Below are 964 nucleotides of genomic sequence, written 5' to 3'. Positions count from 1 at the left end.
CCCTACATCAAGGGCCACTACAACCGCTGTAAGCCCAGCAAGAGCTGAGCCCATGGCAAATACCGCCATTCGCACCTTTGCAAGGTTTATGCCCAGGACTTGGGCTAGCGTGGGGTTGTCTCGCACGGCACGAATGACCTTTCCCCAAAGGGTACCTCTAAGGAACAAGACAAGAATTGGCAGAAGGACCAGCGCGGTGATGAGCTCGGCCAGCTGAATGCGGGTTAAAATCACGTTGGAGAATTGGTAGGTCTTTTCGATCCCCGGGCGGAGCACTTTTGTTTCATTACCAAAGACCAGGGCAATAACGTTCACAAGTGCCACGTAAAGCCCAAGGGAACTGAGAAGTGCCACCAACGGTGAGGCGTTGCGACGCGCGAGAGGGGCATACAAACACAGCTCGATGATGGTCCCCAGAAAGGCGGCAGCCCCAACGGCAGCCATGACCGACGTAACGAGCGGCCATCGGAGCTGAACATGGAGTGCAAAACAAACGTAGGCAGCGGCCGTGTACACGGCCCCATGAGCAATGTGGAAGACCTTGACCGTGTTGTAGATCAATGCAAAGCCGAGGGCCATGAGGGCGTAGATGCAGCCGTTTACAAGCCCATTCGCCAAGAACTGCAGCAGCACGCTTAACTCTCCTTGTCCAAGCTCTTCTTGAGCTCTGCGGTCAGCTCGGGGATTCTCCCCTGCTCGCTGAACTTACGAAGCAAGCTCCTGAGCTCTTTGAGATCAATGGGTTTCTTGAGGAAGTAGTCGGCCCCCAGGTTAAGCGCTTGTACCAAGGCATCAAAGTCGCGGTACGCGCTCATCATAAGAACCGGGGTCTCGGGAAAGTGTGCTTTTGCCCACTGCAAGAAAGTAACTCCCTCCTGATTACTGGGATCTGATTCTGATAGGCGAATGTCAACCAGCGCCACTTTGATTTGCCCACTCATGGCCTCCTGCGCTTCCTCAACGC

General features: G+C 54.9%; 2 protein-coding genes. Both read right to left on the bottom strand.

Going from position 1 to position 964, the window contains the following annotated elements:
- Nucleotides 1-633: branched-chain amino acid ABC transporter permease (locus EG19_RS12055; protein ID WP_038050628.1), on the bottom strand; the 633-nt coding region annotated here is incomplete at its 3' end.
- Nucleotides 634-635: 2 nt separating this feature from the next.
- Nucleotides 636-964 (bottom strand): response regulator (locus EG19_RS13835; protein WP_161685670.1); only part of this gene is annotated, 329 nt, incomplete at its 5' end.

Source organism: Thermoanaerobaculum aquaticum (assembly GCF_000687145.1).
In the GTDB taxonomy this organism is placed as follows: Bacteria; Acidobacteriota; Thermoanaerobaculia; order Thermoanaerobaculales; family Thermoanaerobaculaceae; genus Thermoanaerobaculum; species Thermoanaerobaculum aquaticum.
This window is presented reverse-complemented; position numbering and strand designations above follow the sequence as displayed.